The following is a 13808-nucleotide window of genomic DNA, read 5'->3' as shown; positions in this document are numbered from 1 at the left end:
ATGCTTTGGCATGCTATCCCGCCGTCCCGCGGCTACACGAAGGCCGCGAACGAGCTGATTCGCAGTCAGCGTCTGAGCAGTGACGCAAAGATCCTCCTTCTCTATGTGCAAGGGCTCCCCGCCGACCGGCGCGGTGCGGCCCTCAGTGAGCACGCGCGGGCCCTCGGGATCACCGGACGGGCCTACCAGAAAGCCAAGCAGCAACTGGTCGCCCACGGACACCTCCACGAGTGGCGACGGCAGGGCGGTAAGGGCTTCTGGGTCACCGAACAGCTCCTCGCGAACGTCGTCCTGACCCCGGAAGAGGCGAGGGACGCCCGGGACGGGGGTTCGGCCGTGCCGGGCGTGTCTCCGGGTGAGCGCAATCCGACGGTCGGGCATCCGGGGGCTCGCGTGGCCGGTCGTCAAAGACCGGTGGATGAAGAACGTGAGAAGAACTCTCCCCGCCCACCCTCCGAAACAGCGTCGGCTCCCGCTGAGTTGGCCTGCGACGAACCGGAGGCGGCGGAGGCCGAGCGGGTGCTGCTGTCCCTGCGGCACGCGCACCGGTCGCTGCACCTGGGGGTCGCGGAGGCCCGCAAGTTGGTGAAGCTCGCCGTGGTGTGGCTGCGGCGTGGCGTCACGGCGGGGGAGATGCGCCGGGTGTTGGCAGGTGACCTGCCCGCCGACGGGGTGAGGTCGGCCGTGGGCTTCCTGCGGCACAGGCTCGTGCAGAAGCTGCCCGGGGAACCGCTCCCCGCGCCGCGACCCGAACCGGCGCCTTCCATGGTGCCGTTGGTGGTCTGCGCGGGTCCGGGCGAGGAGCACCTCTTCCGGCCGGGGCCGGGTGACGACGACGGGACGCGGTGCGGGGCGTGCCGCAGGCAGGCGGCGCGGGACGCGTGGGACGAGGCCATGCGGGCCCGACTCGCCGCAGAGGCAGCCGGACTCGCGGATGCCGATGACGATCCCCGCGCCCGTACCCCGTGGCGGGAGAGGTTCGCCGCCGTCCGGGAGGCAGAGGCAGAGGCAGAGGCGGGGGCGGGGGCAGGGACAGAGGGAGGGGCAGGGGCAGAGGCGGGCGCGGACACGGACGCGCGTGCGCCCGGCCGGTGAACCTCCGCCGGCCGGGCACCTGGGGACGCCTGGTCAGTCCTTGATCTCGATCTTCTCGCCGTTGGCCGCGGCGGCGGGTACGGCGGGCGTGGCGCTGCCGCCCGCCTTGCCCTGGAGGTTCCGGAGCAGCGCGCCCAGGTCGACGCCCGTCGTGGAGTTGAGGAGCTCCAGGCCTTGGGCGACGTTGTCGGTGACCGTGCGGGACAGCTGGCTCGCACCGTCCGTCGAGATGACCGTCATCTTGTCGATGGCGCTGAGCGGCTCGGACGCCTTGGCGACGACCTGGGGGAGCACCTCGACGAGCATCTGGAGGACGGCCGCGTCGCCGTACTGCGCGAAGGCGTCCGCCTTCTTCTGCATGGCCTCGGCCTCCGCGGCGCCCTTCGCGGCGATGGCGGCCGCCTCGGACTCACCCTCGATGCGTACGGCGTCGGCGAGGGCCGAGCGGTGCAGCTTCTCGCCCTGACCGGTCAGGCGGGAGCGCTCGGCGTCGGCCTCGGCCTCCTTGACCTGGGCGATGCGGCGGGCCTCGGCCTCCTGCTCCGCCCGGTAGCGGGCGGCGTCGGCGGGCTTGCGGACCTTGGTGTCGAGCTCGCGGTCGGTCAGGGCGGCCTGGCGCTGGGCGACCTTCTCCTGCTCGGCGAGGACCTCCTGCTGACGGGCCGCCTCGGCGAGCGGGCCCGCGGCGTTGGCCTTGGCCGCGGCGGCCTCGGTCTCCGCCTTGATCTCCGCCTGCTTGAGGTAGAACGTCCGCTCGGCGATGGCGATCTCCTCGGCCGCCTTCAGCCGGGCCTGCTCGGAGGCACGCCGGGCGATGGCCTCGGCGATGTCGGCCTCCTGCTTGGCGCGGGCCGCCTCGGGACGGCCCAGGTCCTCCAGGTAGGAGCCCTCGGTGGTGATGTCCTGGATCTGGAAGGCGTCCAGGATGAGGCCCTGGCCGGACAGGCTGGCCTCCGCCTCCTCGGCCACCTGGCCGGCGAACGCCGCGCGGTCGCGGATGATGTCCTCGACCGACATGCGGCCGACGATGGCGCGGAGCGCTCCGGAGAGCACCTCCTGGGTGAAGCCGACGATGCCGTTCTGCTGCTGGAGGAAGCGCTGGGCCGCGGCGCGGATCGCGTCCTCGCTGCCGCCGACCTTGACGATCGCGACGCCCTCCAGGTTGGACTTCACCCCGCGCAGGGTGACGGCACCGCGCACGGCGACGGGGATGTGCCGGCTGGAGAGGTCCAGGGTGAACTTCTGCTGGACGAAGGGCACCACGAAGACACCGCCGCCGACGACGACCTTCTGGCCGCTGTTGTCGATGCTGGTGCGGCCGGTCACCGGATCGGTGGACTTCTTGCCGCGGCGGCCCGTGATGATGAAGGCCTGGCTGGGCCCCGCGACCTTGTACCGGGTGATCACGGCGAGAGCGAGGAGTACGAAAAGGACGACGATGCCGATGACGGCGATGACTACTGGACTCATGAGAGGTGTCCCCCCTGCCCTCCCGACGGGACGGCAGTGTGTTCGCTGTACGGGTTTCGGACAGGCGTGCGACTCGCTGGTGGGTCAGCGCTCGACGGGGCGGACGGTGACCGAGGTGGTCGAGAGGGTGGCCTCCACCCAGACCTCCGCGCCGCGTTCGACCGGGGCGGCGCTCTTCGCGGAGTACTTCACGGTCTGTCCCGCGAGCCGCAGCAGGACCTCGCCGTAGCCGTCGGCCGGGATCGGTGTGACCACGGATCCCGAGGTGCCGACGAGGTCGTCGCCGCGCGGGGTGGCCGTGGTCTGGTCCCGCATCAGGGCCTGGCTGAACTTCCAGGTCAGCCAGGCCGCGACGAGGCCCGCGAGGGCGCCCGCCGCGATCGCCACCGGGAGAGCGGCCCCGGTGGTGCCGAGGACGATTGCTCCCCCGAAGCCGAGCATCGAGAGGAAACCGGCGATGACGGGCAGGGAGAGCAGACCGTCGAAGAAACCGTTCAGCAGCCCGCCCAGCGCGTCCCCGAGAAGTCCTTCGAGGATCCCGTCGAAGATCAGGGAGAGCGTGAGCAGCGCGATCCCCGCAATGCCGAGGCCGAGAAAAACGGTCACGTGATCACTCCCCCGATGCGCGGTGTCCCCCGACACGTTTCCGTCGAACTGACTGAATGGTCCCATGCGGGACCCCGCGGGGGTACTGCCGGAGTCCGGCAGTTTTCAGGGAGTTCTGATGCCGGAGAGCTGCCCCGCGAGCGTGTCGAGGGACTGGAAGGTCGCGCCCAGCAGCGCGACGTGCTTCCACCGCAGCACCCCGTCCGGTCCGATCAGGAAGACGGAGCGGCGTACCTCGATGCCGGGCGCGGCGACCCCGTAGGCACGGGTGGTCTCCCGGTCCGTGTCGGCCAGCAGGGGCATGCGCAGGTTGTGGCCGAGGGCGAAGGACTCGTGGCTGTCCACACCCTGTGGACTGATTCCCCAGACCTCGGCGTCGAGGCCCTCGAAGGTCTCCAGGCCCGAGGAGTAGGAGCAGAGCTGCTTGGTGCAGACGGCCGTGTTGTCACCGGGGTAGAAGGCGAGCACGACGGCCCGGCCGCGTGCGGCGGAGAGCGTGTAGTCGCGCCGCTCGAATGCTTCGTCGGAGAGCACGCCTCCGGGCAGGGTGAAATCCGGTGCCGGCTGGCCGATCTGGGGTCCTGACGCCATGTCGGGGGCTCCTCGGGTCGCGTACGGGAACGATTCGTGCCTCGTACAGTGAACGGCACTTTCCACGCATCGACACGTTCGACCCATCCGCACGCCGTCCGGCACCGAACATGGGGTGAGTGCGCGGGCGCCGGCCCCGCACCCCGATCAGGAGGTACGTGTGGCCGAAAGACCGCCGTCGGCAGCGGTGCTCATCCTCCACGGCGGCTACGAGACGGGGCTGGCGGCGCCCGCGCCGGGCGCCATGAACCTGCCGGGTCTGCGCATGCTGCCGGTCGCCCGGGTCGTGGCCCGCGCGGTGCGCGGTGACTCCGGGGTGCGTGTGCAGCGGATCCGCTACACGCACCGCGGCTGGAACGGGTCCCGCGAGGACCCGCTGCACGACACGGTACGGGCGCTGGACGCCCTGCGGCGCGAGGCGGGGGACATCCCCGTCGTCCTCCTCGGCCACTCCATGGGCGCCCGTGCCGCCCTCCATGCCGCCGGGCACCCCTTGGTCCGCTCGGTGGTGGGTCTCGCCCCGTGGTGTCCGCCCGGCGATCCGGTGACGCAGCTGGCGGGGCGTGACGTCGTGCTGCTGCACAGCACCCGGGACCGGGTGACGAGCCCCCTCGCGTCCCAGTCGCTCACGGCCAGGGCCCGCCGTGCGGGTGCCCGCACCTGCCTGGTGACGATCCCGGGCAGCGACCACGCGATGATCCGCCGGGCCCCGGCCTGGCACCACCTGGCCGGCCTGCTGGTGAGCGGGCTGCTGGGGCTCTCACCGGTGCCGAAGCGGGTCGAGGACGCCTTCGGCCTGCCGCCGGGCGCGGCGGCCTCGGAGGGCACCCTGCCGCTGGACGGACTCGACGCGGGGGCCCCGCTCCCGCGGAGATGCGGGGCGGCGCGGGGCGGCAGAGGATGAGGGACCGGGTGCTCGTCGACCGGTGAGGGCCGACGGCCCGGCACCCGACGGGACGCATCCCTCTGGAGGCTCCGTTGCAGGCCGAAGAGCACGCCGACCCGCCGCGCTTCGACGCGGCCGAGCTGGCCGAGCTGATCGGCAGCAGCCCGGCCGGTGTGGCAGTCCTCGACATGGATCTCCGCTACATCTACGTGAACCAGGCACTCGAACGGCTCAACGGGGTCCCGGCCTCCGCGCACCTGGGCAGAACCGTCGCGGAGGTGCTGCCGGACATCGCCGCCCGGACGGACGTCATGCACCGGGTGCTGGCGGACGGACTGCCCCGAGAGGTCACCGCCAGCGGGCAGACCTGGGTGGAGTCCGTCATCAAGCGGCGGTTCTGGCGGGTCGCCTACCACCGTCTCGAGCGGGACGGACGTGCGTGCGGGCTGGTCGCCATCGCGCAGGAAGTCACCGCCACCGATGACGAGCGCGAGGAGTTGCGGCGGGCCAGGGCCTATCTGACGCTCCTGGACAACGCGGCCGTCAGCATCGGTACGACGCTCGACGTGGAGACGACCTGCCAGGAGCTCGCGGAGTTCGTGGTCCCCGTGATGGCCGACGTGGCCGTCGTCGAGCTGCTCCGCGGGGACGAGGACCACAGTCGGCGTGAGCCGCCGTCCGGGGTGCTGCGGCTTCGAAGGGCGGGGGTGGCCACCGTCCCCGAACTGGCCGACTCCATCGCCGGGTTCGGTGGACCGGGCACGGACATCGACTACCAGGAGGACGCTGCGGTGCCCCGCAGCCTGGCCGCCGACCAGCCGGTGATCGTGGACCTGCTCGACGACGAGCGGATCGCCCGTGCCGCCCCCACCCCCGAGCGGGTCGCCGCCTACCGTGCCATCGGGCTCCACTCGGCCGTCGCCGTGCCGCTCACCGCTCGCGGACGCCCGCTGGGGGTGCTCAGCCTGCTGAGGGCGGGGGACTCGCCCCCGTTCACCGAAGGGCTGGACGTCGTCGTCGCGCGGACGCTCGCGGGCCGCGCTGCTGTCGACGTGGACCACGCCCACCGCTACACGCACGAGCACCGCATCGCCCTGGAGCTCCAGCGCTCCCTGCTCTCCGACCCGAGGGTGCCGAACCCGGGCATCGAGATCGCCTCCCTCTACCTCCCCGCGGGCGAGGAGGCGGTGGTCGGCGGTGACTGGTTCGACGCCATCCCGCTCCAGGGCGGACGCCACATGAAGGTGATGGGCGACGTGATGGGCCACGGCGTGGAGGCGGCCGTCGCCATGAGCAACTACCGCTCGATGCTGCGCCTCATGGCCGAGGACGACCTCCCCCCGCACCGCGTCCTGGAGCGTCTCGACAAGGCCGTCGAGCGGTCCGGCCTCGACCGGGCGGCGACCTGCTGCATCGCGGTCGTCGACCGGCGGGAGGGGGTCTGTGAGGTGGCCAGCGCGGGCCATCCGCCTCCGGTCTTCATCGATCCGGGGGCACCTGGCGCGCGGGTGGCACGGATGTCCGTGGGGCCGCCGCTCGGAACGGGCTTCGGCGGGTACAGGACGACGGTGCTGCCGTGCGGCCCGGGGACGGTGCTGTTCATGTACACCGACGGCCTGGTGGAGCGCAGGGGCGAGGACATCGACGTGTCGATCGAGCGGCTCACGCAGCTCACGATCCCGGCGAGCGGGCGCCTGGAGGACCTGCTCGAAGAGGTCGTCGACCGGTTCGCGGACACGGCCGAGGACGACATCGCCGTGCTCGTCTCCCGGAGCCGGGGCTACTGAACGTCCCCGTGGAGAGCCGCCGTTGTCAGTGGCGGCTGAAAGGATCCGGGGCATGGAACCTCTGCTCCTGACCGATATCGAAGCAGCCGTCCGCAGCAGCTGGTCCGCGGACACCACGACCCCCGCGCACCGGCCGCAGTGGGACCCCGGCAATCCGGCCAGGGACCAGTGCGGCGTGACGGCCCTCGTGGTCAACGATCTGCTGGGCGGCGACCTGATCCGGGGCGAGGTGCGGGTCGACGGCGAGCGCGTCGACCACCACTGGTGGAACCGGCTGGGCATGGGTGTGGAGATCGACCTCACGCGGGAGCAGTTCGGCGCGCACGAGATCGTGTCCGGGGGCGTGGTCGTCGAGCGGCCGCCGGAGATCGTCCGCCTGCGCGAGGAGTACGAGCTGCTGCGCGCCAAGGTGCTGGAGCGGCTGCGCGCGCGGACACCGGCGGGGGCAGCCTGAACCGGGCGCCCGGCCCGTCGCGCGGCGGGCCGCAGCCCTACCCGGCAGGTCGCCCGGTGGGCCGGCGGCCCGAGCGGCGGGCCCGCCGTCTCACGCGGCAGGCTGCTGGGGGTGTCCGCGCAGCCGGCGGGCCACGAGCAGGGCGGACGTGATCAGGGGCAGCAGCCCGGCCACGGCGTTCGCGGTCTCCAGGCGGTCCTGCTCGCCCCGCTTCCTGCGCATCCGGTTGACGGAGCGGACCACGGCGATCGTGCTGCTGCCCAGACTCAGCACCAGACCCGCCTTGGAGTTCGGTTTCCTGGCCATCGGCGTGCCTCCAGGTGACATCGCGGCGCGGGCCCCGCTTCCACGTAACCGGCTCCCGGGCCGGTCCGCAATCGGGGCCGGGGGGCGTCCCGCGTGGCTCAGACGAAGAGGAACGCGGCGGCCGTCGAGGCTCCTGCCGCCGCCCCCGCGGCGGTCTGGGCCACCGAGTGGTAACCGAGTGCCACCCGTGACCAGCACACGGCGAGGGCCGGGACGGCGGCGCACAGCCACCACGGGGAGTGCGTGACGCAGAGCAGGGCGACGACGGCGGACGCGACCGCCGAGTCCACCGAGATCTTCCAGAGCGTGTTGACCGCCAGGAGCACCGTCGTCATGACCCAGAGGGAGACCATCGCGACCAGGATGCCGAGCGGCGCGCCGCCCAGGACCATGATCAGCGCGCCGGTGCCGAGCGAGGCCAGGATCACCAGGAAGATGGGCGCCCGCTGCGTCCGGTCCACGACGTGGCGGTCCCCCCAGGTCCCGCGTCCGCGCTCCCACTCGATGTAGCCGGCGGGGACGAGGCCGGCGCAGAGGGCCCCGAGGAACCCCCAGGGAAGCCCGGTCCAGTCACCCGCGGACGCCGCCCCGACGGCGAGCATGCCGACGAGCAGCACGTTGCGGGGCTGCAGGACGTCCGTGACCGTCCGTGCCACCGCCGAGGTCCTGTCCGTGCCGTTCATACCGTCCGTGCTCCGGGTCGCGCGGGTGCGCCGGCCAGGGAGGACCGCTGTCCGCGCGTGAACGTAGCCCTTCACGACGGGGGATGCGTGAAGGGCTACGAGTGCAGTATGACCGTTCGCCGGTCCGCCGACAACTGACCGGTCGGTCAGTGGTGTTGGGGTGTCCGGGCGGTCACGGGGGGCCTTCCCGGGCCGGTCGCGGAGAGGAGCCGTGCGCGGGCCACGCCGGGGACGGAGGAAACCTGCTCCGGCGGCGATAGACATGACCTACCCCTACGCCTAGGGTTTCTTGTGCAGTCAGGCCACATCGGTGGTCCGGTGCGCAGCAGAAGAGGTGCAGATGCCCCCGGAATCCCCGTCGCACGCCACGGACCGTCTCGACGACGACGACTACCCCGCGTACACGATGGGGCGAGCCGCGGAGATGATCGGTGCGACTCCGGGCTTCCTGAGGGCCATCGGCGAGGCCCGCCTGATCACCCCCCTGCGTTCCGAGGGCGGCCACCGCCGGTACTCGCGTTACCAACTCCGCATCGCGGCCCGCGCCCGTGAACTGGTCGACGGCGGCACGCCGATCGAGGCCGCCTGCCGCATCGTGATCCTGGAGGACCAGCTCGAGGAGGCCCTGCGCCTCAACGAGGAGCTGCGCCGGCCCGCGCCGGGCCGGAGTGGCGTCGATTCCTGACCGGTGCGCGGGTGTATATCTGTTTCCGTGGGCACAGAAATACGCGCAATGAGCGGTGAGAGTTTATGCCGTGCGCGGTGGAGCGCCGCCACAGTGATATGGCGTACAGCTCACTTGTGCCCGAATCGTGCTACTGTTGATCTCAGTTGCAGTTGTGGTTCCCAAAACTTCAAGTGCTCTCGCCGTTTTCACTCCGGTGGGCGCACTTTTGTATTTCCGGTCTCTTCCGGACGGGGCAATCATTTGCGGCGACGTAGGACTCACACAGTGTGGGTCCACGGGCAACGCCCCGAAGGAGATATGACATGGCTACTGGCACCGTGAAGTGGTTCAACGCGGAAAAGGGCTTCGGCTTCATCGAGCAGGAGGGTGGCGGCGCTGACGTCTTCGCCCACTACTCGAACATCGCCGCCCAGGGCTTCCGCGAGCTGCAGGAAGGCCAGAAGGTGAACTTCGACGTCACGCAGGGCCAGAAGGGCCCGCAGGCGGAGAACATCACCCCCGCCTGATCGCTCAGGCGTACGGCGCAGCTGGGGCCCGCACCTTGGGGTGCGGGTCCCAGCTCGTTGTGTTTTCCCGGCCGTCGCCGCGCCGGCCGCACCGGCGAAGTAATTCCCGGTGCGGGCGGGCTGCGGCACGGCGGTTATATGCAGTCATATGGAGTGCCGAATCCGGCTGGTTCATCCGGCGGGCGGACTTCGTTTTTCGTAATTTCACCGGCTCGTTCTTGCGATTCTTGGCGCCGTACATGGCTGCAGCCGCCCGGAAAGAATCCCTCGACACGTGCCATTCGAGGGAAGGGTTCTCCATTGAACCGCGATCGCACCGCTCGCACGAACGACCGATTTTCCCGGACACGGTCCGGCGGATCCGCAGGCAGTCGTACCGCCAACGGATTCCGCTCGGCGGGGTCCGGCCGGCCCGGTGCCTCCGGTGGGCAGGGCCGCTCCGGCGGGCCGAAGCGCTCCGGCGGCTACGGCCGCCGCTCCTCCGCCGTCACGGGTGAATTCGCCCTGCCGGTGACCATCACCCCCGCCCTTCCGGCCGTCGAGACCTTCGCGGACCTGGACATGCCCGAGCCGCTGCTCGCGGCGCTGGGCGCCGAGGGCGTGACCGTGCCGTTCCCCATCCAGGGCGCCACCCTGCCGAACTCGCTCGCCGGACGTGACGTCCTGGGCCGCGGCCGCACGGGCTCGGGCAAGACGCTCGCCTTCGGTCTCGCCCTGCTCGCCCGCACCGCGGGTAACCGTGCCGACGCCCGCCGTCCGCTGGCCCTGGTGCTCGTACCCACCCGTGAGCTCGCCCAGCAGGTCACCGACGCGCTCACCCCGTACGCCCGGTCGCTGCGGCTCCGGCTGGCCACGGTCGTCGGCGGCATGTCGATCGGCCGCCAGGCCAGTGCGCTGCGCGGCGGCGCCGAAGTCGTGGTCGCCACCCCGGGCCGCCTCACGGACCTCATCGAGCGCGGCGACTGCAAGCTCGACCGGGTCGCCATCACGGTCCTCGACGAGGCCGACCAGATGGCCGACATGGGCTTCATGCCCCAGGTCACCAAGCTGCTGGACCTGGTGAACCCCGAAGGCCAGCGGATGCTGTTCTCGGCCACCCTGGACCGCAACGTGGACCTTCTGGTCTGCCGCTATCTGAACGACCCGGTCGTCCACTCGGTGGACCCCGCGGCCGGTGCGGTGACGACGATGGAGCACCACGTGCTCTACGTCCAGGGCGCCGACAAGTACGCGACGACCACTGAGATCGCCGCTCGTGACGGCCGGGTGATCATGTTCCTGGACACCAAGCACGCGGTGGACAAGCTCACCGACCACCTGCTGCACAGCGGTGTCCGGGCGGCCGCGCTGCACGGCGGCAAGTCGCAGCCGCAGCGCACCCGCACCCTGGACCGCTTCAAGACCGGTCACGTCACGGTGCTGGTCGCCACGAACGTCGCGGCCCGCGGCATCCACGTCGACAACCTCGACCTCGTCGTCAACGTCGATCCGCCCAGCGACCACAAGGACTACCTGCACCGCGGCGGCCGTACCGCCCGCGCCGGGGAGTCCGGCAGCGTCGTCACGCTCGTGCTGCCCAACCAGCGCCGCGAGATGACCCGGCTGATGGCCGATGCCGGGATCACACCCCGGATCGCCCAGGTCCGCTCCGGCGAGGCCGAGCTCAGCCGCATCACCGGGGCCCAGGCACCGTCGGGCGTGCCCGTCACGATCAGCTCGCCGGTGACGGAGCGCAAGAGCAGCGGTTCCGGTCCCCGAGGCCGACGCGGCGCGCGTCCCGGACAGGGGCGCCGCAACAACGCCAACACGGCGACGCCGCAGGCGCGTGCCGCGGCGGCCCAGCGCCGGTCCAACAAGGCCGCGTAGCCACCCGGCCGGAAGCCCGGCCGATCCGTTCCGGCATTCTCTTCGACCTTGTTGAGGCACCATGCGCTGTGTCATCGCCCGTTTCCCCTTCGATCTGTTCAAGAACGAGGTGGAGGACTCGATGAAGGGCATCAAGCCCGAGCCCGTCACGGGTGACGCGGTGGTCATCAGCCGTCGCGTCTACCCCGTCAAGCAGGTGGGCGAGATCATCACCCGGCAGGACCGGCGGGACTTCACCGCCGGCGAGGTGACCAGGGCGCTGACGCGTCTCGGTTTCACCTGCCGCCCCGCGGAGGTGCCCGCCCCCGTGGCGCCCCTCACCCCGCTGGAGAACGCGTCCGCGATGCTCGGGGCACCCGGCGACGCCTGAGACGCCGGTCCCGCACCACGCATCCGCACCCCCGAAGCCCTTGCGGCCCGGGGGTGCGGTGCGTCCGGGGGCCTTCCGGTGTCCGCCGAAGCGGGGACGTCTGTAACAGTCCACCGGCACCCGGCTCGTGTCCGTGGCTCCGTCCCGGCCGGGGACGAGAAGATCGTTTCCGGGCCGCACGGACGGCCCGGAGAGGGGACGGGACGACATGAAGAGCAAGCTGACGGTGCTCGGGGCGGCCGTGCTGGCCTCCGTGCTTCCGGCCGGAACGGCTCAGGCCGACGAGACCCACACCGACGCGCACAACGGGCCCCAGGTGGCGCTGATCGCGACGGGCCAGATCGACGACCCGCTGGAGGACGTCCTGGAGCACGCCACCGTCCTCGGCACGACGTACGTCCTCGGCTGACGCCCGTCCGGACCCGCTCAGGACGCCGGGGCCGGCTTCCTCGCCCGGTCGAGCCGGGGTTCCACGACATACCGGAGCACCCGCCGGACCGGCGGGGTGCAGAGAGCCGTGACCAGGACGGCGGCGATCGCGGACACCAGGATCCGGCCCAGCGGGGTGGAGACGACGTCCACCTCGAAGAGGTCCAGCTTGACCGCGCCCTTGATGAGGAAGCCGTGCAGCAGGTAGCCGTACAGCGTGCCTGCCCCGAGAGTGGTCATCCACAGCCTCCGGTTCGGCACCCAGGCGAGGAAGCAGGCGCTCAGCACCACCGCGCACGCGAAGAGGAAGAGGGTCACGGGGAGGCCGCTCCAGGCGGGTGAACCGAGCTGTTCGGCGCCGTACCGGCGGAAGAACCACGAAGTCGTCGTGCGCGGCACCGCCCAGTAGGCGGCGGCCAGAGCCACCAGAGCGACGGGGACGGACGCGATACGCACCGCGCGCCGGCGTACGAAGTCGAAGTGGGCGGGCCGCAGTTGGAGGCCTAGCACGTAGTACGGCAGGAACTGCAGGATTCGTTGGAGCTGCAGGTCCCCGCCGATGTTGCTGGTCACCGCCCCCAGGGCCGCGACGCCCAGGGCCACCGCCACGGGCCATCGGACTGTCTGCCAGAAGGGGGTGGTGAGGCGCCAGAGGAACAGCGCCGGCAGGAACCACAGAAGCCAGTACGGAGTGAGCGGGCTCAGCGGGAACTCCGGGGAGCCCGTCAGGCGCTCGAAGAGGGTGTACGCGACCTCGAAGATGATGTAGGGCACGACCAGGCTGGTGACGAGCTTCCAGACCCGGTCGGACCGCAGCTCCAGGCTGCGCGAGAGGTATCCGGCAATGATGATGAAGACCGGCATGTGGAAGGTGTAGACGAAGGTGTAGAGCGTCTCCACCACGCGACCGCTGCCGGGCAGGGGCTCCCACGCGTGCCCCATGGCGACGAGGACGATGGCCAGGTACTTCGCGTTGTCGAAGAAGGGGTCGCGTCCGGGGCGGGGCCGCGCGGGGGCCGGCTCTCCGGCTCCAGCGGCGGCCGGGCCCGGGGAGCGTGAGGTCAAGGAGGGCATCCGGCCACCCTATTCTCGCCGGATCCGCTCAGGGAGTCAGAACGACCTTCCCGGTGGTCCGGCGCGCGAGCAGGTCCTCGTGGGCGCGGCGTGCCTCGGCGAGCGGATAGCTGCCGCCGGCCACGGGCCGGAGACGGCCCTCGGCGACGAGGCGGAAGAGCTCCTCGAGGGGGCCGTCGACCGCGCCCGGGGCGGCTAGGGCGGGGCGCAGCCAGAATCCGGTGACGGAGGCGTTGAGGCGGCCGAGCCGGGCCGGGTCGACCGGGGTGAAGCCGGTGCGGGCGGCGTTCCCGTAGGTCACCAGCCGGCCGAAGGAGGCCAGGGAGTCCAGAGCCCGGTCGAAGAGCTCTCCGCCGACGGCGTCCAGGACGACGTCCGCCTTCTCGGCGAGGGGGTAGGTGATCACGGCGTCGGCCCCGAGGTCCAGGGCGAGCCGCTCCTTGGCGGGGGTGGAGACCTGGGCGAGGACCCGGCCCGCGCCGAACTCCCGGGCCAGCTGGACGGCGAGGCTGCCCACTCCGCCCGCGGCGGAGTGCACGACGACGCTCTCGCCGGGCTGTACCCGCGCCGCCGAACGCAGCAGGTGCCATGCGGTCAGCCCCTGCATCATCAGGGCGAGGGCCTGGGCCGCGCCGAGATCCTCGGGGATCCGCACCAGGCCGGACTCCTTCGCGGTCACCTGCTCCGCGTAGCCGTGCGACACCCGGGCCAGCACCCGCCTGCCGTCGGGGGTGCGTCCCACGACCTCGCTGCCCGGCACGTACGGCAGGGCGTCGGCGGCGAGGTAGGAGCCGTCGACCTGATGGGTGTCCGCGAAGTTCACCCCGGCCGCCTCGACGGTGACGAGCACCTCTCCGGGGCCGGCCACGGGCGCGGCGACCTCAACGGGGCGGAGTACTTCCGGACCACCGAAGCGGTCGAACTGGATGGCGAGCATGCCGCACGGTATCGCGGGCCCCGTACGGGCGTAGGGTCTGCTGCCGGCGGTCGGTCTCCG

The 13808-nt window shown here is 71.7% G+C and carries 16 protein-coding genes; 9 read left to right on the top strand and 7 right to left on the bottom strand.

The features are described 5' to 3' along the window. The gene (locus ACFC51_RS21860; protein WP_376530331.1) at positions 1 to 1095 is read left to right on the top strand and encodes a hypothetical protein; all 1095 of its coding nucleotides are present in this window, start codon (positions 1 to 3) and stop codon (positions 1093 to 1095) included. Between the two features lie 33 nt (positions 1096 to 1128). Here ACFC51_RS21860 and ACFC51_RS21855 read toward each other — a convergent pair whose 3' ends face one another. The 3 genes from ACFC51_RS21855 to ACFC51_RS21845 form a co-directional block, all read right to left on the bottom strand. After that, a complete protein-coding gene (locus ACFC51_RS21855) occupies positions 1129 to 2565 on the bottom strand; it encodes a flotillin family protein (RefSeq protein WP_376530328.1) in 1437 nt (478 codons plus the stop codon). An 84-nt stretch (positions 2566 to 2649) separates the two neighbouring features. Next, the gene (locus ACFC51_RS21850) at positions 2650 to 3171 is read right to left on the bottom strand and encodes an NfeD family protein (protein WP_376367755.1); all 522 of its coding nucleotides are present in this window, start codon (positions 3169 to 3171) and stop codon (positions 2650 to 2652) included. Positions 3172 to 3276: 105 nt separating this feature from the next. Then, positions 3277 to 3762 (bottom strand): peroxiredoxin family protein, encoded by a 486-nt coding sequence (locus ACFC51_RS21845; protein ID WP_376530327.1) that lies wholly within the window; start codon positions 3760 to 3762, stop codon positions 3277 to 3279. A 160-nt stretch (positions 3763 to 3922) separates the two neighbouring features. Between ACFC51_RS21845 and ACFC51_RS21840 the strand changes: the two genes are divergently transcribed. The 3 genes from ACFC51_RS21840 to ACFC51_RS21830 all read left to right on the top strand — a co-directional run bounded on the left by ACFC51_RS21840 (position 3923) and on the right by ACFC51_RS21830 (position 6889). Further along, positions 3923 to 4666: an alpha/beta hydrolase gene (locus tag ACFC51_RS21840; protein WP_376367759.1), complete on the top strand. Its 744-nt coding sequence runs from the start codon at positions 3923 to 3925 to the stop codon at positions 4664 to 4666. Between the two features lie 74 nt (positions 4667 to 4740). Continuing rightward, positions 4741 to 6435, top strand: a complete 1695-nt coding sequence (locus ACFC51_RS21835) for a SpoIIE family protein phosphatase (protein WP_376530324.1) — start codon at positions 4741 to 4743, stop codon at positions 6433 to 6435. A 52-nt stretch (positions 6436 to 6487) separates the two neighbouring features. Then, on the top strand, positions 6488 to 6889 hold the full coding sequence (locus ACFC51_RS21830) for a hypothetical protein (protein WP_376530322.1): 402 nt from the start codon (positions 6488 to 6490) through the stop codon (positions 6887 to 6889). 90 nt (positions 6890 to 6979) lie between these two features. Here ACFC51_RS21830 and ACFC51_RS21825 read toward each other — a convergent pair whose 3' ends face one another. Both ACFC51_RS21825 and ACFC51_RS21820 read right to left on the bottom strand, forming a co-directional pair. Continuing rightward, positions 6980 to 7195, bottom strand: coding sequence for a hypothetical protein (locus ACFC51_RS21825; protein ID WP_376530319.1), 216 nt, complete (start codon positions 7193 to 7195; stop codon positions 6980 to 6982). Between the two features lie 98 nt (positions 7196 to 7293). After that, positions 7294 to 7878, bottom strand: a complete 585-nt coding sequence (locus ACFC51_RS21820) for a hypothetical protein (RefSeq protein WP_376367766.1) — start codon at positions 7876 to 7878, stop codon at positions 7294 to 7296. A 340-nt stretch (positions 7879 to 8218) separates the two neighbouring features. On the opposite strand from ACFC51_RS21820, the gene ACFC51_RS21815 reads away from it, so the two are divergent. The 5 genes from ACFC51_RS21815 (at position 8219) to ACFC51_RS21795 (ending at position 11717) form a co-directional block, all read left to right on the top strand. Then, positions 8219 to 8563: a MerR family transcriptional regulator gene (locus ACFC51_RS21815; RefSeq protein ID WP_376367768.1), complete on the top strand. Its 345-nt coding sequence runs from the start codon at positions 8219 to 8221 to the stop codon at positions 8561 to 8563. Between the two features lie 305 nt (positions 8564 to 8868). Then, the gene (locus ACFC51_RS21810; RefSeq protein ID WP_031090619.1) at positions 8869 to 9072 is read left to right on the top strand and encodes a cold-shock protein; all 204 of its coding nucleotides are present in this window, start codon (positions 8869 to 8871) and stop codon (positions 9070 to 9072) included. 300 nt (positions 9073 to 9372) lie between these two features. Then, complete coding sequence (locus ACFC51_RS21805) at positions 9373 to 10938, top strand: DEAD/DEAH box helicase (RefSeq protein WP_376530317.1); 1566 nt, start codon at positions 9373 to 9375, stop codon at positions 10936 to 10938. 61 nt (positions 10939 to 10999) lie between these two features. Beyond that, a complete protein-coding gene (locus ACFC51_RS21800; RefSeq protein WP_376367772.1) occupies positions 11000 to 11308 on the top strand; it encodes an SCO5918 family protein in 309 nt (102 codons plus the stop codon). A gap of 208 nt (positions 11309 to 11516) precedes the next feature. After that, complete coding sequence (locus ACFC51_RS21795) at positions 11517 to 11717, top strand: hypothetical protein (RefSeq protein WP_376367774.1); 201 nt, start codon at positions 11517 to 11519, stop codon at positions 11715 to 11717. Between the two features lie 17 nt (positions 11718 to 11734). Here ACFC51_RS21795 and ACFC51_RS21790 read toward each other — a convergent pair whose 3' ends face one another. Then, positions 11735 to 12811 (bottom strand): acyltransferase family protein, encoded by a 1077-nt coding sequence (locus ACFC51_RS21790; RefSeq protein WP_376530314.1) that lies wholly within the window; start codon positions 12809 to 12811, stop codon positions 11735 to 11737. Positions 12812 to 12839: 28 nt separating this feature from the next. After that, on the bottom strand, positions 12840 to 13748 hold the full coding sequence (locus ACFC51_RS21785; RefSeq protein ID WP_376530312.1) for a zinc-binding alcohol dehydrogenase family protein: 909 nt from the start codon (positions 13746 to 13748) through the stop codon (positions 12840 to 12842). Between the last annotated feature and the right edge of the window lie 60 nt (positions 13749 to 13808).

Origin of the sequence: Streptomyces sp. NPDC055962 (assembly GCF_042270185.1) — a bacterium.
In the GTDB taxonomy this organism is placed as follows: Bacteria; Actinomycetota; Actinomycetes; order Streptomycetales; family Streptomycetaceae; genus Streptomyces.
This window is presented reverse-complemented; position numbering and strand designations above follow the sequence as displayed.